This is a genomic window from Niastella soli, from assembly GCF_017742245.1.
Classification (GTDB): domain Bacteria; phylum Bacteroidota; class Bacteroidia; order Chitinophagales; family Chitinophagaceae; genus Niastella; species Niastella soli.
In genome coordinates this window covers 1,513,280-1,537,011 of sequence record NZ_JAGHKO010000001.1, presented here as the reverse complement: position 1 = coordinate 1,537,011, position 23,732 = coordinate 1,513,280, and the positions used below count along the sequence as shown (strand labels likewise).

The window sequence follows — 23,732 nt, the reverse complement described above, 5'->3', positions numbered from 1 at the left end:
AAGAATATCATTTCTGATAACGTCTAAAATAATCATTCCAGCCTTACTCCTGTTGTGGAAATTTGGCAACAGCCCGCATAAAAACGCAGCCCAAAATGTAAAAAGGGTTCGTTAATTTTAAAACACTATGAGAAAATTTTTGACTGCCTCTATACTACTGGCCAGTGCAACCTGCCTTGCCCAAAACTCCTGCGATGTACTTATTAAAAATGGCCGTATTATCGATGGGGCCGGTAATTCCTGGTTTTATGGCGATGTAGCAGTGAAAGATGGGAAGATATTAGCCATAGGAAAACTTGCGGATTATGCCGCCCCACAGATCATCGATGCCCATAAAATGATCGTTGCCCCCGGATTTATTGATGTGCACGGACATGTAGAAGGCGCCATCTTTCAATGGCCTACCGCCGATAATTATATTTATGATGGAGTAACCACCGTTATAACCGGCAATTGTGGCGGCTCTTCCTCCAGCCTGAAAAACTTTTTCCATCGCCTTGATAGTTTACACCCTTCTATTAACATAGCTTCACTCGTAGGTCATAATACCGTTCGCGAACAGGTTATGCACCGGGATAACCGGCTGCCTACCCCAGCGGAACAACAACAAATGGAATCCCTGGTAGAAGAAGCCATGAAAGATGGTGCAGTTGGCATCAGCACCGGTCTTATATACATTCCCGGCACCTTTGCCAATACGGAAGAAGTGGTAGGCCTGGCAAAAATGGCATCCCGCTACAACGGTATATACGCCTCGCATATCCGAAATGAAGAAAGCAAGGCAATAGAAGCCATTACTGAAGCGATCGATATTGGAAAGGCAGCCAATATTCCGGTTGAGATCTCACACTTTAAAATAGGCGGCAAAGCCAATTGGGGCACCAGCAACATCACGTTGGGATTAGTACAACAAGCCCGACAGGAAGGTTGGGACGTAACCATTGACCAGTACCCTTACACCGCCAGCAGTACCAATTTGGGCGTTCGAATGCCCGACTGGGCTTTTGCCGGCGGTAACGATTCCTTAAAAATGCGTTTGCACGACCCGGCAATACGGTCACAGATCAAAAAAGAAATGCTGCAACAATTACAGAAATACAAATTCAAAAATTACAGTTATTGCGTGGTAGCCAGTTATGCAACGGATAGCAGTTTTAACGGAAAAAGCATTACCGACATCAATAAACTGCTGGGGCGCAAATCAAAAGCCACTGAAGAAGCAGAAACCATAATGGATATGGTAGAGAAAGGCGGCGCGCAGATGGTATACCACAGCATGAATGAGGACGACGTGAAATATATTATGAAATATCCCTTTTGCATGAGCGGTGCCGATGCCGGCGTTCCGGTACCAGGCAAAGGCATGCCGCATCCCCGCGGATATGGTACCAATGCACGGGTGTTAGGCAAATATGTGCGGGAAGAAAAAGTGATCACATTGGAAGAAGCCATTCGCCGAATGACCTCCCTTGCTGCGCAAAAGTTCCAGCTAAAAGACCGCGGATTACTCAAGGAAGGCATGGCTGCCGACATAGTAATTTTTGACGATAAAACCGTAAGCGATCATGCCACGTTTGAACAACCACACCAATACTCAACCGGTTTTTACTATGTCTTAGTGAATGGACAACTGGTGGTGAACAATGGTAAGCACACAGGAGTGCGTAGTGGTGTGTCTTTGTACGGACCGGCGAAGGTCAAGATGTAAGGGGTTATCCAATAAGTCAAAGAACTGCCGTATACGAATACAAAAATACCACATACTTGCATCCGATAACGCCATCATGTGACGGGCTTCGGAAAACGGTGGGACGATCTTCGAAAAACGGTGGGACGAATGGCAATTTCTCCTCGGAAATGTCCTTTTTTGTGTGACGGCGTAAGGATAATGGTGTGACGAAGGGTCGAAAACCGATGATGAATGTTATTTTCTCCTCATTGCCTCCTCTGGCCCCCCTCGATTCACCCACGGTTAACCTCGAATTCCGAGGACCCAAAGAGGACCCATTGAGGTACCATTGAGGTACCATTGAGGAGGACGATCGATTGAAGGGTTGATAGGTTAACCGGATGATCAGTTGACAAGTTAAAGGCCGCGAATAGGCTGAAGTGAGGCGTTTTCGAATGTAGCCAACCCTGTATTTGCTTGCAGCTTGAAGCTGTTTTAATAACTTTATACTATGAAACTCATCCTACTCTTCTTACTCCCATTGTCGTTAACCGCCCAAACCTTTACTAAGGAGGAAATTAACCGGTGGGAGCAACAGGCAAAACAGGTAACTATCATCCGCGATAATTGGGGCATCCCACATATCTATGGAAAAACAGATGCCGACTGCGTATTTGGGTTACTGTATGCCCAGTGTGAAGATGATTTCAAAAGAGTGGAAGCTAACTATATTGACATTTTAGGCAGAAGTGCGGAAATATCTGGTGAAAAAAACCTGTATAATGATTTGTATACACGTTTGCTGATAGACTCAGCCGGCGCCAAAAGCGACTATATAAACAGTGCTGCCTGGTTAAAAAAGCTACTGAATGCTTTTGCCGATGGCGTTAATTATTATCTCTACAAACACCCATCAGTAAAACCGGCATTGCTCACCCGTTTTGAACCCTGGTTCCAGCTTATGTGGACAGACGGCAGCATTGCCGCTATACAAAGCGGCGGGTTAACTATAGATGAATTAAAAAGATTTTATACCAACGATCCCACCACAACGGTCCGGGTTAAAAGAATAGAAGAAGAAGTGGCAACCGGTTCCAATGGATTTGCGCTGGCCCCTTCCCGTACAGCATCCGGCAATGCTATACTGTATATCAATCCGCATGTAACATTTTATTTCAGACCCGAAGTACATGTGATCAGCGAAGAGGGATTGAATGCCTATGGCGCCGTAACCTGGGGACAACTTTTCGTTTACCAGGGTTTCAATGAACATTGCGGGTGGATGCATACATCCGGTTATTCAGATGTTGCGGACCTGTATGCAGAAAAGATCAGCAAACAAGGGAGCCAATGGTTTTACCAGTACGAAAAAGAACAATTGCCTGTGAAGCAACGGCCCATTACGTTGAGTTACAAAGATGGCAACGAAATAAAAACAAAAACCATCAATACCTGGTATACGCACCATGGGCCGGTTATGGGCAGCAGGAATGGGAATTGGCTGAGTGTAAAAGCAAATAACCGCTCTATGACCTCTTTGATGCAATCATGGCAACGCACAAAGGCAAATGGATTCGATGCCTTCAAAAAAACGATGGAGTTATTATCAAACGCCTCTAACAACACCGTGTTTGCTGATGATAAGGGAAACATAGCTTACTGGCATGGCAATTATATCCCCCGCCGGGATACCGCTTATGAATGGAATCAGCCCGTTGATGGTACTACACGAGCTACTGAGTGGAAAGGCCAGCATACTTTGAATGAAACCATTCACTTATATAACCCGGCAAGCGGTTTTATCCAGAATTGCAATTCTACCCCGTTTACTGCATCGGGCAGCAGCAGTCCGAAAAAAGAACAGTATCCGGCTTATATGTCAACCGAGCCAGAGAATTTTCGTGGCATTACTGCAGCCCGCCTGATGGCGAAGGCGCAAAAATTCACTATCGATTCCATGATCGCAAACGGCTATAACACTACACTTTCTGCCTTTCAGGAGTTAATACCAGCTTTGATCAATAGGTATGAAATAGAGCTTTCAAAAAGCGATTCTGTCTACACAAAACTGGCCGAACCCATCAGTGTGTTAAAGAACTGGGACCTGAAGACCGGCGTTTCTTCCATTGCCACTACATTGGCTATTGAATGGATCCAGCGATTAGTGCCGCTGATGCCCCAGGTTCGAATAAATGGATTAGAGGTGGACCTGGTTACGCGGGTGCATACCTATGCCCAAACCGCCTCAGCTGACCAATTAGCCGGCACTTTGCTTACCGTTGTAAATGACTTAACCGGCAGATACGGCTCCTGGAAAACGCCCTGGGGAGATATAAACCGCTATCAACGACTGACCGGCAATTTGCAGGAAACGTATGACGATAACAAACCGAGCCTTCCGGTTGGCATGGCAGCCAGTACCTGGGGTTGCTTACCCTCATTTGTAAGCAGATATCAAAATGGCTCGATGAAAAGATATGGATACAATGGCAACAGTTTTATTTGCGCCGTGGAGTTTGGCAAAAAAGTAAAAGCAAAATCCTTACTGGCCGGCGGCGAAAGCGGTGACCCCAGTTCCAAATACTTCGGCGATCAGGCCGAGATGTATACCAAAGGAATATTTAAGGAGGTGCTGTTTTATAAGGAAGATGTGTTGAAACATGCCGAACGGACTTACCGGCCGGGGCAGTAAAACCTGAATTAAGAACCAGGAAGTAGGAGGTAAGAAATTTATAAGCTGCTTACCTCCTATTTTTTATTTACTATTTTCAGTCCACTTTAATTTATAGGTATCACAGTCCAGGTTGTTTAAAAGCGTACATAATATAATACCCCTGTCATATAATAAAAAAACACAACATCGATTAGAAAGAAGTTGATCTGGATTATGAATTTTGGGGAGTAATAAAATGTGTTGAAATAAAAGACCATCCGTCATAGACAGATGGTCAATGTTTTAAAATACTAATGGTGGTTACCCTATAATTACAGAAGAGTTTTTTTTTACTTGCTTTATCTTCATCTGCGCAATATATGGATGATCAGGATGGACAATTAATTCCTGTCGTTGAGGATGGATCAATACATCCATATCTTCCAGCGGAATAGCTCCAAGCAGCGGTTCAGTATCGTCTGGTAGAACCATAGCTCTACAAGTAGTTTGCCGGTTTTTAAATCGTATTTCAACAGGAGATACCACATCATATTCCACAATATGACCATTTGCCAATTGGGCTTTTCTTTTTTCAACTACTTGTAACTGTAATTGCGCCTGAATATTTTCATTGATACAAAGCATTATTGCACCGGTATCTACAAGTATATTAACGTGAATACGTTTTACCTCATCAATATCCAATAAGTTGCGACGTGCCATCTCCAAATCACCGCCATTAATTATTTCAACATCAGCGTATATAAGACCCATACTTTTCTATTTTATTATAAATTTAATTAAATTATCGGTTGTACATATTATTAATTAAACAATATTTTAATAGTACATAATTACACTCCTTCCAGTTAAACTGTATACTCTTCTTTAAACAAAAAAGCCCATAAGGCAATTCACCTTACAGGCTCTTTCAAACCAATTCTACTATTTACCCTTTATAATACGGCATATTTGCATCAGCAAATTTCTTCTGCGCAGCCTCCCAGGTAGTAATGGCTTGGGTGCGCTCTTTATTCACCGTATTGTTTGTTTTGTTGAAGTTATTAACAGCCTCGTTGTATTCACTCACCATTTTATTAAAAGCATCCACCTCTTCTTTGGTGCGACTGTTGGCAGATTTTGCATCAAATGCCTTCTTTGTTTTTGTGAAGTTCTCTTCCTTCAAATAAAAATCAGTGAGCTTGGGCACATCGGTCTCTGCCATTTTCTTATAGTACTTTAATACCTCCCGACAGGCATTGGCCAATGAGGGGTCACCGTTAAAGCTTTTCAGTGTGTCCAAACCTTTCATTCCATCAGTTGCAAAGCGCAATAAAGAGTTGCGTGATTGCTCCACATCATTCACCTTTTTGTTGTTCATGGCAGTCACGATCGTCATATCCTGCCAGTTGCATTTGAAGAAAATAAGAAATACCGTATTGGTATATTCATTCAGTTTACCAGCAAGGTCCAGTTTGTATTCTAATGGATCCCTTGAGCTATCTAATTTTACATTGTATTTGGCCGCAAAGTCCATAGTTGTTTTGTGCAGTTGGGCAGAGGCATCATTCAGTTTTTCATTTACTTTTTCCTGTAATAACAAATAGGCCGACATAGCATCAAATGATTGTTCGGCCAGTTCTTCCATGTCAACTATCTTTTTATAATCTTCATTAAAAACCCGGTAACAAAGGGTAATGTAATCAATAGTTCCCTGGCGAAGGGTGTTATCGCCCTTGTATTTCGGCAGATCAGTTGTTTTGTATTTGCTTTGATTGATCGTCTCCAGTACATCAGCGCGCAACTTTTCTACTTTACGGGCTCTGCGGCCATGTGCAGCTGCACTCAGGTATTGCATATACTTGGCATCCATGCCAAGGCGGGCATTATTAACGGCGGTCATGTATTCACCAGGATTTTCAATGGCCTGGCCCTGCGTTGACACTGCAATGCTTATGCACGCAACAAATAGTGCGATAAGGTTGAGTAGATTCTTTTTCATAGCAATTAGTTTGGCTATTATAAGGGTTGTTGATTACTGTTTCATGGTGCCTAATACGCGATAAGCGATCTTAACATACGCATCAGTTAACAGATTCTCCTTCCATTCTTCATCCATTTCAGTATCCTGCTCGCGTTGTTTTTGTGTGGATGGTTTTACTACTTTAAATATGGCCTTTTCCTCCTTCGGTTCTTTGATCGATTCTACCTGTTGTTCTTTTGCCTTCTTTCTTTGCCAGGCTTCTTCAATCAATAACGAAATGTCTTTCCTCACATTTGCTTGTTTAGCATACTCGATGTACCGTTGTACATAATTAAAGTAAGCCGATGCTGCCATTTCTTTTTTCGCCACTGTATCGGCTGCTGCTACTGGTAGTTGGGCCAACGGCTTATAATATTTATTAGGTTCAATGGTAGTTGCGGGCAATGCATATTTTTCATTCACTTCCCGTCCGGGAACAGCATCGGTTAGATCGGGCAAATTGATATCGGGTTGAACACCATGAGCCTGTGCGGTGGTGCCATTGATCCGGAACAACCTTGAAGTAGTTAATTTTATATAACTGGAAGCAACCGTTTTTCCGTTGTAGGTTTCCAGGTTAATGGTGGTATCCATTGGCAAAACAACCTGCGCAGTAGCCTTACCATATGTGGGTGAACCTACAATCAATGCGCGGTGATAATCCTGCATTACTGCCGCCACCATTTCTGAAGCAGAAGCACTGAATCCATTCACCAGTAATAACAAGGGACCATCGTAAATGGTGCCGCGCACAGCATCTTTCAATGTTTCTGGCTTGGGCGTCTCTTTATATTTTAGTTGTGCCACCGGACCGGCATCAATAAATATCCCCGATAATTCAATGGCTTCTTTCAAAGAACCACCACCGTTATAACGCAGATCGATCATCAGGCCTTCGATATTCTCCTTCTTCATTTTGATGATCTCTTTGGCAACATCATTGGCACAACCATTTATGCCCAGCGTACCCTCCCAATCTGAATAAAAAGCAGGTAATGAAATATATCCCACTTTACGATCACCCTGCAGAATAAAGCTCTTAACTTTATCCTCATCCTCCTCTTCCTGCTCCTCAATCCGTTCTTTATGTAGTGCTACCTGCCGCGTAGTACCATCGGCTTTTTTCACTGTGATATTAACAGTGTTTCCACCTGATGCGGCCAGCGTTCTTTCAATTTCCTCCACATCGGCATCGGCCACATCAATAGGTTCTTTCTTTTCCCATTGAATGGATTGCACCTTGTCACCTTTGTTTAACCGCCCGCTTTGATAAGCCGAGCTACCAGGTTTCAGGTAATCTATTTGCGCATGCCCATCTTCGTCTTTACTGAAGGTTAATCCATATTCCAGTGGCTTTTTTCCCAAATGGCTTTCAAAATCTTCTTTGGCGTCTGATGAAAAATACGCCGTGTGCGGGTCATAAGTTATAGCCAGCGCCTGGCAGTAGATATTACCAATGATGAATTCAATACCCTGCGGACTTTGCAGCATCCTTTTAACCGACCGCTTAAAGGTTACATTGGCTTTTTTCCTTAATGTAGGTTCCAGACTGTCTACAATCCTTTTTGTGGGCGATCTTGAAGGATAAGCAAGGTCATTATATTCCAATATACCTGCCATTACCGTTAACTTCAGCAGCTTGTACATTTTTGTGTGCATGGCTGTTATAGTTGCCGGATAGATGGTGTCTTCTGCTACCGTATATTTTTCTTTCAACAGGAAATTAAAAGGTGTTTTACATATATTGTCCAGCATGGTATCTGCCTGCAGCAGCCGCTGTTTGTAAGAAGAGATCAGTAGTTGAAGGAAGTCTGATTTTTTTCCCTTGATCTGGTCATCGAGTTGTAAGCGATAGGCCGACAGCTTTTTTACATCGTCCTGCGAAAAGAATATGCGCTGCTCATCTAACTGCTGCATCAACTCATTGAAGATGGCTGCTGATCGTTCATCGTCTAATGGGCGGGGTTGAATGTGGAACTTCTCTACCATGCGGCTCACCACATAGGCATCAGTAACGGCCTTTTGAATTGATTGGGCATCAGCTACGTTCCAGCCTGTTACAATAAGGATCAGAAATAGAAATATGCGCATATTGCTACCAAGGTTATTGTTTTCAGCACGTGTATAAAGATACACATTCAGCTTAGCGCATACAACCCCCTTGATATTAATATTTTAGCAACTTTACCACCGTTTCATGCAACCGGGATTTGGCCAGGAAGTTATTTTCCAACTCGGTATTAAACGGTACCGGTGTATCGAGGGAGGCGCACCGTAATACCGGTGCATCGAGTAATTCAAAACAATGCTCGCCTATCCAGGCGGCCACTTCACCTCCAATACCACCGGTCATGGTATCCTCGTGCAATACCAGCACCCGGCCGGTCCTTCTCACTGCTGCCTTAATAGCCTCATAATCGAGCGGCAAAAGGGTACGCAGGTCAAGAATATCGATCGAAACTTCCGGATGGTGTGCGGCATAGTCTTCAGCCCAAATAACGCCCTGCCCATAAGTTATAATACTAAGGTCCTCACCTGAACAAACGTGACGGGCCTTCCCGATCTCGGTTTCGTAATAGGCAATTGGCACCTGGCCATGTACGCTCCGGTACAGGGCCTTATGCTCAAAAAACAACACCGGATTCGGGTCATTGATCGCGGCAATAAGCAGTCCTTTTGCATCGGCTGGCGTACTGGGGTACACTACTTTCAGCCCGGGAGTATGCACAAACCACGCTTCATTGGTTTGGGAATGAAAAGGCCCGGCCCCTACCCCGGCGCCGCACGGCATGCGTATGACCACATTGGCCGATTGTCCCCAACGGTAATGGATCTTGGCCAGGTTGTTTACGATCTGCGTAAAACCCATGGTCACAAAATCGGCAAACTGCATTTCTATCATTGACCGGTAGCCCTGCAGGCTTAATCCCAGGGATGCACCCAGAATGGCGCTTTCGCACAGCGGGGTGTTCCGCACACGGTCTTTTCCAAATTCTTCAACAAATCCTTCTGTTATTTTAAATACACCACCATACTCGGCAATGTCCTGCCCCATTAATATAAGGTCAGCATGTTGCTGCATGCTCTGGTGCAATCCGTCTTTAATAGCGTCAATAAAACGTTGTTCTTTTATATCCTCCGCCAATGCACTTCCTGCTTCGTAATTCATGCCTATCACTTCCAGTTTCCTTTCTGCATAAACTTCCTGTAATTCCCGGTTTGTATCTACATGCATGGGCTTGGCATTAAAACCAATGCTGCATTCCACATCTATATATTCTTTCAGGTCAAGGTGAATGGCATTTACCTCTTCTTTTGAAAGGATCTGTTTTGACAGCAGGAACTGCTCAAAATTCTTAATGGGATCTTTCATTTCCCATACTTCAAATAAATAGGGGGGAACGTATTTGGTGCCGCTGGCCTCTTCATGGCCACGCATGCGAAAAGTAGCACATTCAACCAGATAGGGGCGTTGGTATTCGAGGCAATATTTCTTTACACCTTTGATGGTATCGTACACATTGAGGATATTATTCCCGTCTATTTTTACCCCATCAATGCCATAACCGCGGGCTTTTTCAACCAGCGCTTCACAGCGGTATTGCTCATGCACCGGGGTGCTCAGGGCATAGCCATTGTTCTCTATTACAAAGATCACAGGCAGGTCCCACACGGCGGCCACATTCACGGCTTCATGAAAATCGCCTTCGCTGGTACCGCCTTCGCCGGTAAATACCACCACTACCTTATCTTCTTTGCGAAGTTTATGGGCCAGGGCAATTCCATCTGCAATGCCTAGCTGTGGGCCTAAATGCGAGATCATACCACAAATATGGTGCTGGGCATTCCCGAAGTGAAAACTGCGTTCTCGCCCTTTACTATATCCACTCTGATTTCCCTGCCATTGCATCAACAATTTATGCAGCGGCATATGCCGGCCCGTAAACACACCCAGGTTCCTGTGCAGGGGCAAGATCCATTCGTCTTCCTCCAGGGCCTGGGTAACCCCAACGGCAATTGCTTCCTGCCCAATTCCACTAAACCACTTTGAGATTTTTCCCTGCCTTAACAACACCAACATTTTCTCTTCGATCATACGGGGCAATAACAGGTTCTTGTATAAATGAACCAGTTGGTCATAGGTTAAATCTTTGCTATCGAAGTGCATACAATAATAAAATAGTGTACCATGAAGTTAGGGCAAATCAAATATTCGTAGCAGTGGCGGCTATTCTTTTTCGTCGCTTTTTTCTTTATATAATACCGAAGTAACAATTGACAGTAATAAACTAAACAACAACGCCCACCAGAAGCCGTCTACCGCAAAGCCTTTTATGAAGTTGTCGGCCAGTATAATGATGAGGGCGTTGATCACAAATAAAAAAAGCCCTAATGTTACAATGGTTATGGGGAAGGTGATCAAAATAAGAATGGGTTTTACAATGGCATTTAATACTGCCAGTACAATGGCCAACACAATGGCTGTTGTGAACGTATTTATATGTACCCCACTTAAGATATACGATAAACCAAAGGCAATGATGGAGGTTACAATGATACGCATGATAAAGTTCATAACGATGTGGTTTTGATTATATATGTAGGTAAAACCCGGAAAAAGTAACAAGCCCGTACCGATATTGGAACGGGCCTGTTGTATATCGTGAAACGGCAGACGGCAGACGGCAGACGGCAGACGGTTCGCGACTATTGAGACTAATAACTCTCTTGCGCCGCCGATTGCCTCGCCCGCCGAATCCGCCGCAACGGAGTAGGCGGGCCGATCTAAATCACCACTAACTCATAGAACTCATCGGGAACAAGGTATTTCTTCGCCAGCTCCTGCAGCTCTTCGGCCGTTATGGTTTTAATGGTCTGCACACTTCGATCAAAATAATTTTCGTCTACATTGTTCAGGATCATGCTTTTCCAGCGACCTATAACCTGAAACGGACCATCCAGGTCGCCCAGGATGCTTCCGATCATGGAATTGCGCGTCATACTCAATTCTTCTTCATCGATCGGTTCATCGCGCATCTGCTCCATTTCATAATAAATTTCCTTAATCGTTTCGGCTGTAACATCGCGCCCTGCCTCGGTACTTACCATCCAGCCGCTGGTGCTGGTAAAGTTCAACAGGTAACTATAAATACCATACGTATAGCCTTTGTCTTCCCGGATGTTGCCCATTAAGCGCGAACCAAAAAAGCCGCCGAACACATTGTTCAACACCATCACCTTCTGAAAATCGGGGTGGTGCCGGTTGGGAAAGGGCCGGGCAATACGAATGGCCGACTGTACCCCATTGGGGTCATTCAGTATTTCGTACTTCTTTTGTGCGGCCGGTTGCAGCGGATGCTGAATAACTTCTGCGCCACCCATCCGTGGTTTTAAAGGCAGTTGACCAAAATACTTTTCCAGCGTGTCAATAATATCCGCAGGTAATTTCCCCGCTACAAAGATCACACAGCGGCCCTCTTTATAATATTCATTGTAAAAATTAACTACGTCTTCGCGTTTCAGAGCCGCATAATCTGCCAATTCATTGTATGTTCCATACGGGTGATTCTCGCCAAACAAATACGCATCGATCAACCGGCCGGCAACAAATTCCCCTTTTTGCAGATTTACTTTTAATCGTTGCTGCGAATTTTGAATATAAATATCCAGCTCTTCCTGGGGAAACACAGACTCCTGCACCAGCTCTGCCACCACGGGCAACAACTCATTGATGTGCTTGCTTAAAGTGTGCAGCGTTATGTCCGCAGTTTCGTTGTAACAGGCGCGGTTAAGGTAAGAACCATAGTACTCAAAATGTTCGTTTATATCAAACGCATTGCGTTTGCCGGTGCCATTCTTTAATAAAAAATTGGTGGCGGCGGCAACGCTTTTTTTATTTTCGAACCAGTTACCAGCCGAAAAAACCCAGTTCACCATTAAGGTATCTTCACTACCCATATCAAGCGCAAACACTTCAATACCGTTGGCCAATATATATTTTTTACAGGCCGGCAATTTTATCTCAAATTGAACCGGATCTATTATTTTAGGAGCAACTGTTCTGTTTAGCATATCTTCTTTTTAGTCGTCTTTTATTCTTAATTCTCACTATAGTATTTAAGCGTACTGCAATTATTCGGATTGAATATTTTCTGGCTGAATTGCAGAATATCGTCACCGGTTACGGAGAAATATTTATCCCTGTCGTGGTTAAACAGGTTTACATCGCCCAGCAATTCATAAAAGGCCAGGTTATTAGCCCGCGTAAGTACACTCATATCCTCAAATGCCAGGGTAGCTTCCGTTTTGTTCTTTATTTTGGTAAGCTCTTTTTCGCTGATGCCACCTTGTTTCAGTTTTTCCAGCTCTTCATTGATGGCCGCTTCGGCATCTTCCATTTTTACCCCTTTTACCAGTTTGCCTTCAATGGCCAGCAACCCCTTATCAACAGTTCCAAAATGATAACATTCTATCTGGCTGAATAATTTTTTCTCTTTTACCAGTTGTTGATATAAGCGGGAGGAACCGCCGCCGCCCAGCACTTCGGTAATAAGATCGGCCACATAATAGCCATGATCAAGGCGATTATCCATGTGAAATACTTTGTAAATAGCATCCAGTGGTACTTTGGCCTTAACTTCCATGGAGCGGGGTTCGGTTTGTGCTGGTTCAGCGGGGATCTGGCGAATGTATTTTTCACCGGCAGCGATATCCCCAAACCATTTTTCAGTCAGCTGGCGTACCTGTTCCACACTTACATTTCCGGCCACCACCAATATAGCATTCATGGGGGTGTAATGTTTGTAGAAGAAATTTTTAACATCCTGCAGGCTGGCATTTTCAATATGCGATAATTCCTTACCAATGGTCATCCACCGGTAGGGGTGTTTTTTGTAGGCCATTTCACGCAGCTTGAACCATACATCGCCATAGGGTTTGTTAATGTAATGCTCCTTAAATTCTTCAATAACCACTTTCCGTTGTACCTCCAGGCTTTTCTCGCTGAATGCCAGAGAAAGCATCCGGTCACTTTCGAGCCAGAATGCTGTTTCCAGGTTTTCGGCCGGTAACGTTATATAATAATTGGTTACATCGTTACTGGTATAGGCATTGTTTTCACCTCCGGCCATTTGTAGCGGGGTCTCAAAATCTTCAATATTGCGGGAACCGCCAAACATCAGGTGCTCAAACAGGTGAGCGAACCCGGTTTTATTGGGGTCCTCATCCCTGGCGCCCACATCGTACATCACATTCAATACCGCCATGGGGGTGGAATGATCTTCATGAACTATAACCCGTAAGCCATTCGAAAGCGTGAATTTTTCAAATTGTATCATATGCCGTTATTACTTTTAAATTAGCAGGTTTCCTTCTTTACGTGCAGAACACGTACCACAATCCTGCCTTGCCCATCGACGCCGAGGCTTTGCGGAGGCAGCAAGCCTTACTGCCGCTGTCCCTCCTTCCCTAAGGTTCCGAAGGGTAAAGCAAAGCTATGGCAGTCAAAGGGCAAAGATGGGGCGTAGAAGGAAGTAGCTACAAATTAACGACAAGTTGAGGTATTTGGTTGAAAGTGATTGATAAAAGACGTTTTAACGCCCGGTTAGGATATTTTTCACCTTCAAGGTAAGCACGTAAGGTCCCTCTTTTCGCAGCACTAAAACTTTGAGCCTTTCGCCCGGGGTTTGCATCAGATTTTTATAGGTTTGAATATTATTACTGAAATTATTCGCCACGGCCATGATTATATCACCCGGTTTAAAACCTGCCTGTTCGGCGGGTGATTCAGGCATAATATCCACCACCTGAATTTCCCCATCCACCACATACATGCCCAGCCCGGTATAAGAGTAATCGAACTGTTCTTTGTAATGGGAATTGGGGATCATATAAATGTCCTTACGCTCATAGTTTATGATGAGGTTGAAGCGGCGAAGCAGGTCATTCCCAATTAATCCGGCTAAAGCGGGATACTGGGTAACATTGTATTCATCATCGAAAATATAGGTAGGTACATTTTTAAATTTATACGGCCCAAGCTGTAACTGTTTTATAACCCCTTGTTTCATAGGGGCTTTTCCACCCAAACCCTCCGCCTGGGTAGCATACCATTTGCGCTTGGGTTTTACAAAATTGCTGTCGCTTACAAAATCGGCCGACAATAATAAACACATGCCGGCGCCAGTATCAAAATAAAACCGGGAGCTCAGCGGCCGGTTGTCTCTGATATTGGCATGCAAAACCGGAATGGTTTGTATGAGTGGTTTCAACAAAAATCCGCCACGGGGGTATTTGATAGAGCCTTTTGTAAAAACCGAAATGGTCAGGCTATCATAATCAACCTTTAATATATAGCGCGATAAAAAGCTTAAACCTATGATCCCATCTATCTTTTCCCCATACGCGCTGGTCAAAACATCATAATCATTAATATGAAAATCCAGGTTTTCAACCGGCAGATCGGGCAGGTGAAGGGTTTGTCCGTAGCTGAAATATACCTTGCGTATCCCGGCAATACCTCGGATGGTGCGGTCGCTCAGTTGGGTAGGTAGTTTTAACAAACTGGCCGTGGTTGAATCCAGCGAAATCCCGCCGCTGCCTGTATCAAGCACAAAATTGAGGGTATCAGGGTAATTGCCAAGCCGGGCTTTTACTGTAATAATGCCACCGGTAAGTAATTTGAATGGAAAACGCGTAATCTGTTTGGCAGGCGGGGGAATAAATTCTTCCTGTGCCTGTACATATGTTACAGAGAAAAGTACCAAAAGCATGGGTATGGTCAACAATCGCATGGGAGGAGGTTTAAATAGGTAGCTGGCCCAGGATATTAATAAGTAAGATAAAATATTTATCTGAAAATGCTAAACCATTGGTATAAAAACAACTAAATGACCGTTTATGGCACCTGAAATGCAGAAAATGGCGTACCAATTACCTATGTATTTCTATATATACGATTCGTTCTGAACCGTTCGTTTAGTACTTTTGTTGCTACAATAAATTTTTTATGCACTTGGATGAGCTATATGCGAAAGCCCTAAATTTTGATATGCTGACCATTGAGGAAGGAATGGCACTGTTTGAACAAGCCCCATTGACAGAACTTATGTTTGTAGCCAATGAGTTGCGTAAAAAACAGGTCCCGCATGGTAAAGTTACCTGGCAAATAGACCGGAATGTTAATACCACCAATGTATGTATTGCCAATTGTAAGTTTTGTAACTTCTTCCGCATACCGGGCCATGCCGATGCTTACATAACAGATATAGCTACCTATAAAAAGAAAATTGATGAAACCATCCGCTGGGGTGGCGATCAATTATTGCTGCAGGGTGGCCACCACCCCGAACTGGGATTACAGTTCTATGTTGACCTCTTCAAACAGTTGAAACAGCTGTACCCCACTATTAAATTGCACACCCTGGGGCCCCCTGAAATTGCGCACATCACCAAACTGGAAAAATCGACCCACCGGGAAGTATTGACCGCCCTGAAAGAGGCCGGTATGGACAGCCTCCCTGGCGCCGGTGCCGAAATTCTGGTAGATCGCGTTCGCCGCCTCATTTCAAAGGGTAAATGCGGCTCTCAGGAGTGGCTCGATATTATGCACGAAGCGCATAAACTGAACATTACCACCTCCGGCACTATGATGTTCGGCCATGTGGAAACCGTTCGCGAACGTTTTGAACACCTGGTGAAGATCAGGGAAGTACAAAGCAGAAAACCAGCCGAAGCCAAGGGCTTCCTCGCCTTTATTCCCTGGACCTTCCAGGATGTAGATACCTTATTGACGAAGATCCGCGGGGTGCATAACCTCACCACGCCCGATGAATATATTCGCATGATCGCCATCAGCCGCATCATGCTGCCCAATGTGAAGAACATCCAGGCTTCCTGGCTTACTGTAGGTAAGCAAACCGCCCAAATTTGCCTGAACGCCGGAGCGAACGATTTTGGCAGTATTATGCTGGAAGAAAACGTGGTTAGTGCCGCCGGTGCGCCGCACCGCTTTACGTATAAAAGTATTCAACAGGCCATTAAGGAGGCCGGCTTTGAACCGCAATTGCGTAACCAGCAGTACGAATGGCGCCAAATGCCACAAGTAATTGAAGAGCAGGTGATAGATTATTAGCTATAACGATAGGTGGGTCATCAGCCAGCTGGCGGATGGCTCACCTTTTGTCTTTGACAACTCACCACTCACCGCTCCGTATTCCCCTCTATGTTGTGATTTCCCACCGGATCCCTAAAAAACTGATGGAATACCCTTACTTATCATAAAAAAACAAGGGTCAATATTCAATACAAATGATGTATAATAAGTTATATATTGGGTAAGTATTGTATCCTGAAAAATAATGAACAGTCCCTTTCGTAAACTGGTAAGAATTGGTGTAGTACTGCTTGCGGCTGTGCTTTTATTCAACTTTTTCGGCTATTACATGATCCATCTGTCCAGCAAACAGAATGAGGAAATGGTAAAGCTGGTGAATATAAGCGGGCAGCAACAAACGCTGTGTCAGGTCATTACCAAGGACGTAATGTTGCTTACCAAGGGAAATCTGCCCGAAACCGAAACACAGGCCATCCGGGAGCAATTACACAACGCTACCGATTCTTTTATTACCGGCAACCAGTTTTTGCGCGACAAAATAAAGATCGTAAAGGACGAACCGGTTACCAATGACCTGCTTGAGATCACCCGCGATCTTACCAATGCACAAACCCACATTAAAGCCATTATTGCCGTTGCCCAGGAGGTATTCCAGGCCGATAGTCAGTTGCTGGCCATCAACGGCGCTTTATACAAACAACAGATCCTGTATAGCGAAAAAAAGTTCTATCCTCTTATGAATGAGGTGGTCCAACGGTATACTGGTGTGGTAACCGATAGAATGGAGGAATCTTCCAACATCAATACCGGCAAATTCATTTCGCTGATCATTGCCCTTATCTGTCTTATTTTCCTGGTTATAGATCCCCTGTTACGCACCAATAAACAGAACTACCGCGATCTGCAAAACAGTGAACAAAAGTTCCGTCTGTTGGCCGAACATGCGGAGGATATCATTTCGGTAAGCAGCCCCGATGGGGTTTTTCAGTATGTATCGCCCTCGGTAGAAAAAGCGCTGGGGTATTTGCGCGAAGAAATGGAAGGTCATTCCATCACTGAATTCGTTCACCCCGACGATGTACCTTTTTTTACCCTTCACCATAACAGCACTGTTTTAGGTAGAATTGATAACCTCACCCTGCGTTATCGCATCAGAACAAACAGGAATGAGTATATCTGGCTGGAAAGTATTTTAAAGCCGGTAAAAGAATATAACCAGGTGGTTAAGATCATTTCCACCACACGTAACATCACCGAACAAAAGAAAGCAGAGGTGGAACGGGAACAACTGCTGGTTGAAGTAAAGCAATCGGAAGAGCTGCTGCGTACCATTATTAACTCAACTCCCGACTGGATATTTATAAAAGATCCTTCCCACCGGTTCCTGCTTATCAACCAGGCCTGTGCCGATTCACTCCGCAAATCGCCTGGGGAGATCATTGGTAAAGACGACCTGGAAGTAGGCTTTCAGGCCGAATATGTTACTGGCGATCCTAGCCGCGGCATCCGTGGATTTTGGGCCGATGACGATGAAGTAGTGAAAACAGGTAATGTTATATATATACCCGAGGAGCCGAATTTTGCCAACGGTAAGTTACATACCATGAGTACGGTAAAAGTACCGTTGAAAGATCCGGAAGGCAATGTTTGGGGTGTTCTGGGCTTTGTGCATAACATTACTCCACTAAAAAAAGTGGAAGAAAACCTGCGTCGTAAGGACCAGTTACTACAGGCAGTATCCGAAGCGACCCACCTGTTGATCAGTAATAACAACCTTGACCAGGCCATTGGTGAAGCTATTCAATTGCTGGGCATGAAATTGCAGGTTGATAACCTGAATGTATACAAAAATGAATTTGTACTGGCCGAAGATAAATGGTACACCAGCCGGTTGTGGCAATGGGATAGTGCCAGCGATGATTTGCTCTATCGCCCCGCCGGCTGTCAGAATAACGAACTGAACAGTAAGTCTGCTCTTTTCCAAACCCTAATTAGGGAAGAGATCTTCTGCAGCCATGTTAAGAACATAAAGGACCCTGAATTGCGGGAATTTTATGCCGATCGTGGCATTAAAACTACTGCGGTCCTGCCCGTTTTTACCATGAACTATTTCTGGGGATTTGTAAGCTTTGGCGACAAAACACAGGAACGCGACTGGACCATCACCGAATTCAGCATTCTGCAATCCTTTGCTGCCACCCTGGCTGCCGCCATCGAGCGGAAACAAATGGAACAGGAGCTGGTGCAGGCAAAAGATATGGCCGAATCGGCCAACCAGGCAAAAAGTGAATTCATGGCCAATATGAGCCATGAATTACGTACGCCCATGAATGGCATCATTGGTTTTACCGATCTGGTGCTTACTACTAACTTACAGCACTCTCAGCGCGATTACCTGGAAAATGTAAAGAAATCGGCGTATGGGTTGCTGGATATTATCAACGATATTCTCGACTTTTCAAAACTGGAAGCAGGCAAACTGCAGATCGATAATACTTCTTTCAGGATCGATGAGCTGGTGGAAGAAGCCATAGATATTCTTTCAGTAAAAGCTTTTGAAAAAAAGCTGGAAATGGTTTGCCATATTGATCCGCTGCTACCTTCCCGGGTAAGCGGCGACCCGGTTCGTATACGCCAGGTATTTGTAAACCTGTTGGGCAATGCCATCAAGTTTACCCAAAAGGGTGAAATATTCGTGTCGCTGAAAAAGTCGGGCAATATGTATGCTAAAGAAGGTAAGAAGTGTATCGACATAGAACTGTCCGTGCGGGATACCGGTATTGGCATTGTTAAGGAAAAACTGATCAAAATATTTGACAGCTTTACCCAGGCTGACTCTTCCACTACACGCAAATACGGCGGTACAGGCCTGGGGCTCACCATATCAAAAAGCCTGGCCGAATTAATGGATGGCAGCTTACAGGTAGAAAGCGAAGCCGGTAGGGGCAGCACCTTTACCTTAAAGCTGCCGCTTGAAATTGTAAACATCGAACCGCAAATAACCGGCGTGTACCGGCCGCCATTACAAAAAGTACTGGTAGTCGACGACAATGCCAGCAACCGCTGGCTGATGCAGGAAATATTCCGCTATTTCAACATTCCCTGCGAAACTGCCCACAATGGCCGGGAAGCCCTGGCTATTTTACACAAAGCACATCATAACGGTGAATCGCTCGATCTCATTTTAACCGATCACCATATGCCCGAGATGGATGGCATGCAACTGGTGCAGGAAATGCGCAGGTCGTCACCCGGCTATCCGCAACCGGTTATTATGATGTTGTCATCGCTGGAAAAAAATATGTTCCAGCGACAGGCAGAAAAACTGGGCATCCACGGGTTTCTTTCCAAACCGATAAAATTGTACGAGCTGTACGCTACACTTTCAGCCATGTTCACTACCGGCAAACGGCAACCGGAGAAGGAAAATATCCCCGTAATTGAAAAGATCACCGATGCGGCTACCATTATGGTGGTGGAAGATGAGCCTATCAATATGCTGTTGATAACGGAAGTATTGAGCAAAATGGGGTTTGCAGTTATAAAAGCGACCAATGGTAAACAAGCCCTTGAATTGTTGCAACAACAAGACCCGCAGCTGATCTTTATGGATGTGAATATGCCTGAAATGGATGGGTTCACCACTACCCGCCTCATTCGCCAATTGCCAGAGCCTTACAGCCTCATTCCGGTAATTGCACTCACCGCCGATGCCATGCAGGGCGACAAGGAAAAATGTATAGAAGCCGGCATGAACGATTATATTTCAAAACCCTTTAAATTAGAAGAAATTGAAGCGGTGCTGAAAAAGAGGATGTTATTGGTGTAGCAACGTCGTTGGCTAAAATTTAACACCCCCGCTGTAATTTTTTGACAACTACTCCGACCTATTATTTGTCTTAAAAGAAGTAAATTCAGAAAATGATCAAACAGCAATCTTCGACCTCTTTGATATTTTGTATAGCCATGGACCTCATCGGTTATGCAACATACGCCATCCCCGGTTTCGGTGAGTTTGGCGATATCATTTGGGCGCCCATTTCTGCGCTCATTTTCTTTGTAACATTTGGTGGCTGGAAGGGTGCCCTGGGTGGCGCGTTCAACTTTGTAGAAGAAATTCTGCCCGGTACCGACTTTATTCCCAGCTTCACCATCATGTGGTTCCTTAAAAGATTGGGAAAGACGCAAAAACAAGAACCAATCAGAACAATTAAGATCGGTTAGATCATCCTGCAACAAAGCGGTATCCCACGCCTTTGATGGTAATTATTTCCAGCAGATCGTCTTCTTTTATATAACTCCGCAATTTGGTGATGTATACATCCAGGTTGCGGGAGTTAAAAAATGAATCATTGCCCCACAGCAGGTTTAGTATGTCTTTACGGTCTATGATCTTATCCCGGTTTTCGTACAACAATTTCAACAGCTCACTTTCCCGGAAGGATAGTTTTCTTTCTTCATTGTAACCCGTCAGCAATTGACGGGCAACATTGAAGTTGTATTTTCCAATTTGCAGGGTATCTATTCCATTGAGGGGTTTGGAACCCTGTTCTTTAAAACGCAATGCATTTTCAATACGCACAATCAATTCTTCCATGCTGAAGGGTTTGCGAATATAATCGTTACCACCCACTGAAAATCCCTTTACCAGATCGGTTGTTTGGGTTTTGGCCGTAAGGAATATGATGGGCACGCGGCTGTTTATTTCGCGTATTTCGCTGGCAAGGGTAAACCCATCTTTATTGGGTAACATAACATCGAGTACACAAACATCGGGTTGTGTATCTCTGAAAACAGACAACACATTAGTGCCGTCGCTTACCATCACCACTTCAAAATGGCGGCTTTCCAGGCTTTCCTTTACAATTTTGCCCAGGAACAATTCATCTTCTACGTATAGTATTTTGGTTTTGCTCATGAAATTGCAGGAAGTTTTATAATAAACCGGCTACCAATGCCTGGCTGGCTCTCTACTTCAATGGAACCATCGTGCCGCTGTATCACATAGGCCACATAGCTCAAGCCCAGGCCATACCCTTTTACATTATGGGTATCGCCTGAAGGCACCCGGAAAAATTTATCGAAGATCTTTTTATGGTATTCAGGGGCAATGCCTATCCCGTTATCAGTCACTAATAAGAAAATTTGTTCGGTCTCCTCTTTTAGTTCAACATGAATGGAAGGATTTTCCTTACTATACTTCAATGCATTATCCAGTAAATTAAACAACACACTGGTTATATGCAACCTGTCGGCGGAAATGGCAAACTGGTAACCCTGTAACTGCACATTTACCTTCGCCCGGTATTTTTCAAATTGCAATTTCATGGAGTTTACTACCTCCTTTACCAGTACGGCCAGGTCAACAGCTTCTTCTTTTAGTTCAACCTGGTGTTTTTCAAACATCGACAATTTCAACACTTTATCAACCAGGAACGATAACCGTTGCAATTCGTTACTGGAAATGGCCAGGTATTCCTTTGTTTTCTCCGGATCTTGCAGGGCATCAAAATTCCGTAAAGCTTCAATAGCTACACTAACCGTTGCTATAGGGGTTTTCAATTCATGGGTAATATTGCTTATGAAGTCGTTCTTGATCTTTGTTAGTTTACGTTGTTGAATCAAACTGCGAAACAACAATACAAACGAAAAGGCCGTAAGCCCTACCAATACCAGTGATAACAAAAACTGCGGCCACATTTTCTGCAACACAAAGGGGTTGGTGTTTGATATGGTAAGCCGGTAGGTCACCGGATGGTTAAAGCCGATGATCACTTCGTTCTCTTTCTCAAATGGAGGCGGCAGCAGTCCATCCTCCCTAAAAACAGTTTTTTGGCTGGTAATTGAAAAAGAAACAGCAACTTTTTGTTGCTTCAACATTTGAGCATATTTAACCGAAAGTTCCTGAATACTGATACTATCCTGCAGGGAGTCTACAGAACTCAATACCCTTACAATACCGGGACCCGGCCCTTCTTTAATAATATGAATTTCACCAGGTGAATCTGCCGGGATGTCTTCACGCAGATAAGCTACATCTTTCTGCGTTACAAATACGCGTAGCTTTTTATCACGATCCAGGGTATCCTGCACTCTTTTGTGAATGGCGTCTATCATACCCACTGCGCCATAACGGGCAGTCCTTAAATGAATATCAGGTTTAAAATTAGTATCCAGCTTTAATTTCTCTATCCGCAGGTGTTGTATAGCTTCTCTGAAAATTACATTGGTGCGAAAGGTGAGTTCATGTTTTTCTTCCCGGTAATTCTTTACAAGCCAGTAAACCTGAAAAGTTGCTATAGCTATTATTGCCAGCAACATTAAAATAACCGGTAAATACAAGCGGCGGCCGTTCATAACCTTACAAATGTAGCCGAATAATGGCGGCCAACTAATGTCATTAACCTTAATTAACATTAATCAAAGGTGCTTTAACCTGATACCGTTGGCCCCTGTCCTAGTTTTGAAACAAATAACAATGAATATGAAAACGATATACTTTATTGCCAGTTTGTTTGTAACCCTGCAGGCGTATACTCAACAGCAAAGCGGCCGGGTAGTATATGAGTTCACCCGGCAAATGATGGTCAGAACATCGGTTGCCGGCGAAGGCATGGAAGGACCGCCGCCGCCGCCACGTAAGTATATAATAAAACAGGAAGTGCTTTTCGGTAACAACCAAATGCTGCGTCGGATGCTGGAAGATGTGGTAAATGAAATTCCTGACAATGATAATGGAAACCAATTCCATTTTGCAATGGGTGACGATGACATAACCTGGTTCAATTTTGCCGATGGACGCAAAGTTGAACAAAGAGAGTTTGCCACCAAACAGTATTTGATTACCGATAGTGCTCACAAACTGAACTGGAAGCTTACCGGCGAAACCAGCAAGATACTGGGGTATACATGTCAGCAGGCTGTTGCTACCCGGCCCGGCAAACGCAGTATGATGTCGATTGAAAACGGTGAAATGACCCGTAAAGATATCCCCGATACCAGTCATATTACGGCCTGGTTTACCCCCGTCATACCTGTTCCGGCTGGCCCAGACCTGGAAGGGCAGTTACCAGGTTTAATTCTGCAGATCGATATAAACGGTAACACCATGTATAAAGCTCTTGAAGTATCCCAACAAGTAGACCTGGCTGCTATAAAAGAACCAAAGAAAGGAAAAAAGGTAACGGCTGAGGAATTTTCTAAAGAAAGAGATAAAACAATGGAGGATATTCAACGTAATGGCGGCAGAAGAGTAATGCGTATAAATAACTGA

General features: G+C 44.2%; 16 protein-coding genes. 6 read left to right on the top strand and 10 right to left on the bottom strand.

Annotated elements, in window-relative coordinates; translation table 11 throughout:
* Positions 1-127: 127 nt before the first annotated feature.
* Positions 128-1,708 (top strand): N-acyl-D-amino-acid deacylase family protein, encoded by a 1,581-nt coding sequence (locus J7I42_RS06215; RefSeq protein WP_209137903.1) that lies wholly within the window; start codon positions 128-130, stop codon positions 1,706-1,708.
* A 472-nt stretch (positions 1,709-2,180) separates the two neighbouring features.
* Positions 2,181-4,361, top strand: coding sequence for a penicillin acylase family protein (locus tag J7I42_RS06210; RefSeq protein ID WP_209137902.1), 2,181 nt, complete (start codon positions 2,181-2,183; stop codon positions 4,359-4,361).
* A 282-nt stretch (positions 4,362-4,643) separates the two neighbouring features.
* Here the strand turns inward: J7I42_RS06210 and J7I42_RS06205 are convergent, their stop codons facing one another.
* The 8 genes from J7I42_RS06205 to J7I42_RS06170 form a co-directional block, all read right to left on the bottom strand.
* The gene (locus tag J7I42_RS06205) at positions 4,644-5,096 is read right to left on the bottom strand and encodes a clan AA aspartic protease (protein ID WP_209137901.1); all 453 of its coding nucleotides are present in this window, start codon (positions 5,094-5,096) and stop codon (positions 4,644-4,646) included.
* A gap of 175 nt (positions 5,097-5,271) precedes the next feature.
* Positions 5,272-6,324 carry an LIC11966 family surface protein gene (locus J7I42_RS06200; RefSeq protein ID WP_209137900.1) on the bottom strand — a complete coding sequence of 351 codons (1,053 nt, stop codon included), beginning with the start codon at positions 6,322-6,324 and terminating at the stop codon, positions 5,272-5,274.
* A 33-nt stretch (positions 6,325-6,357) separates the two neighbouring features.
* A complete protein-coding gene (locus tag J7I42_RS06195; protein WP_209137899.1) occupies positions 6,358-8,436 on the bottom strand; it encodes a carboxy terminal-processing peptidase in 2,079 nt (692 codons plus the stop codon).
* Positions 8,437-8,512: 76 nt separating this feature from the next.
* Positions 8,513-10,513 carry an alpha-ketoacid dehydrogenase subunit alpha/beta gene (locus J7I42_RS06190; RefSeq protein ID WP_209137898.1) on the bottom strand — a complete coding sequence of 667 codons (2,001 nt, stop codon included), beginning with the start codon at positions 10,511-10,513 and terminating at the stop codon, positions 8,513-8,515.
* Positions 10,514-10,573: 60 nt separating this feature from the next.
* Positions 10,574-10,921 (bottom strand): phage holin family protein, encoded by a 348-nt coding sequence (locus tag J7I42_RS06185; RefSeq protein WP_209137897.1) that lies wholly within the window; start codon positions 10,919-10,921, stop codon positions 10,574-10,576.
* Between the two features lie 209 nt (positions 10,922-11,130).
* Positions 11,131-12,417, bottom strand: a complete 1,287-nt coding sequence (locus tag J7I42_RS06180; RefSeq protein ID WP_209137896.1) for a M16 family metallopeptidase — start codon at positions 12,415-12,417, stop codon at positions 11,131-11,133.
* Between the two features lie 26 nt (positions 12,418-12,443).
* Positions 12,444-13,682 (bottom strand): M16 family metallopeptidase, encoded by a 1,239-nt coding sequence (locus tag J7I42_RS06175; RefSeq protein WP_209137895.1) that lies wholly within the window; start codon positions 13,680-13,682, stop codon positions 12,444-12,446.
* 255 nt (positions 13,683-13,937) lie between these two features.
* The gene (locus tag J7I42_RS06170) at positions 13,938-15,137 is read right to left on the bottom strand and encodes an aspartyl protease family protein (RefSeq protein ID WP_209137894.1); all 1,200 of its coding nucleotides are present in this window, start codon (positions 15,135-15,137) and stop codon (positions 13,938-13,940) included.
* A gap of 257 nt (positions 15,138-15,394) precedes the next feature.
* On the opposite strand from J7I42_RS06170, the gene mqnC reads away from it, so the two are divergent.
* The 3 genes from mqnC to J7I42_RS06155 all read left to right on the top strand — a co-directional run bounded on the left by mqnC (position 15,395) and on the right by J7I42_RS06155 (position 20,683).
* Positions 15,395-16,477 (top strand): cyclic dehypoxanthinyl futalosine synthase, encoded by a 1,083-nt coding sequence (gene mqnC / locus J7I42_RS06165; protein WP_209137893.1) that lies wholly within the window; start codon positions 15,395-15,397, stop codon positions 16,475-16,477.
* 226 nt (positions 16,478-16,703) lie between these two features.
* On the top strand, positions 16,704-20,288 hold the full coding sequence (locus tag J7I42_RS06160) for a response regulator (protein WP_209137892.1): 3,585 nt from the start codon (positions 16,704-16,706) through the stop codon (positions 20,286-20,288).
* 92 nt (positions 20,289-20,380) lie between these two features.
* Positions 20,381-20,683, top strand: coding sequence for a hypothetical protein (locus J7I42_RS06155; protein WP_209137891.1), 303 nt, complete (start codon positions 20,381-20,383; stop codon positions 20,681-20,683).
* A 1-nt stretch (position 20,684) separates the two neighbouring features.
* Here J7I42_RS06155 and J7I42_RS06150 read toward each other — a convergent pair whose 3' ends face one another.
* On the bottom strand, positions 20,685-21,377 hold the full coding sequence (locus tag J7I42_RS06150; RefSeq protein WP_209137890.1) for a response regulator transcription factor: 693 nt from the start codon (positions 21,375-21,377) through the stop codon (positions 20,685-20,687).
* Positions 21,374-22,816 (bottom strand): sensor histidine kinase, encoded by a 1,443-nt coding sequence (locus J7I42_RS06145; RefSeq protein WP_209137889.1) that lies wholly within the window; start codon positions 22,814-22,816, stop codon positions 21,374-21,376. Before J7I42_RS06145 ends, J7I42_RS06150 begins: the two co-directional genes overlap by 4 nt.
* Positions 22,817-22,943: 127 nt before the next feature.
* Between J7I42_RS06145 and J7I42_RS06140 the strand changes: the two genes are divergently transcribed.
* Complete coding sequence (locus J7I42_RS06140; RefSeq protein WP_209137888.1) at positions 22,944-23,732, top strand: GLPGLI family protein; 789 nt, start codon at positions 22,944-22,946, stop codon at positions 23,730-23,732.